Source organism: Bradyrhizobium sp. PRIMUS42, assembly GCF_023006515.1.
GTDB lineage: Bacteria > Pseudomonadota > Alphaproteobacteria > Rhizobiales > Xanthobacteraceae > Bradyrhizobium.
This window is the reverse complement of sequence record NZ_JALBGZ010001294.1, coordinates 1-918: the sequence shown is the minus strand read 5'-3', so window position 1 is coordinate 918 and position 918 is coordinate 1. Positions and strand designations below refer to the sequence as shown.

Below are 918 nucleotides of genomic sequence, written 5' to 3'. Positions count from 1 at the left end.
AGGAGCGCAAGGCGCAGGCCGAAGCCGCCGCGAAGGGCTAAGGGCAGGCTATGTCGGCGCTGGTCTGCGTCGCGCGGATCGGCGCCGCGCATGGGGTGCGTGGTGCGGTCAAACTGTGGACCTTCACCGAAGATCCCTTTGCCGTCAGGCGCTACGGTCCGCTGCTGTCCAAGGACAGCAAGCGTCAGTTCGAGGTCGCAACGGCGCGCGAGGCCAAAGATCATCTGGTCGCGACGTTCAAGGGCGTCACGAGCCGCGATGAGGCCGAGCGCCTCAACGGCATCGAGCTCTATGTCGCGCGCGACAAGCTGCCTGCGACCGACGCGGACGAATATTACCACACCGATTTGATCGGGCTCGCCGCCGTCACCACCGACGGCGATGCGCTCGGCCGCGTGCTCGCGATCCACAATTTCGGCGCCGGCGACATCATCGAGATCGCGCCTCCCAAGGGCACGACGATGCTGCTGCCATTCACGAACGCGGTGGTGCCGGAGGTCGATCTCGCCGGCGGTCGCGTGGTGATCGCGCTGCCGCAGGAGGTCGAGGGGGAGGATCGAGGCGAAGCTCACTCCCCGAGTCGTCCCGGCCTAGCGCGCAAAGCGCACGGGGGCGGGGACCCATAACCACGGGCCGAAATTTTTCGCTAAGCTGTTTGCTCCAGCCATCGCCAAACTGGCAGTGGTGGTTATGGGTCCCGGGCTCGCGCTTCGCGCGCCCCGGGACGACAACGACTGAGATCGAATGACCAATCCCTCACCCTGGCGCGCGACGGTGCTGACGCTGTTTCCGGAGATGTTTCCGGGGCCGCTCGGCGTGAGCCTGGCCGGCCGGGCGCTGACCTCAGGGCTTTGGGAGATCGAGGCGCGGGACATCCGGGCTTCCGCCACCGACCGCCACCGCAGCGTCGACGACACT

Annotated in this window: 1 protein-coding gene and 1 pseudogene; both read left to right on the top strand. The window is 67.2% G+C overall.

The window, feature by feature from the left end:
- Positions 1-50 precede the first annotated feature (50 nt).
- Entirely contained in the window at positions 51-626 is a 576-nt protein-coding gene (gene rimM, locus MOV75_RS39825) for a ribosome maturation factor RimM (RefSeq protein WP_246930278.1), read from the top strand.
- 118 nt (positions 627-744) lie between these two features.
- Positions 745-918 (top strand): annotated as a pseudogene (locus MOV75_RS39820) (tRNA (guanosine(37)-N1)-methyltransferase TrmD); the annotation flags it as partial.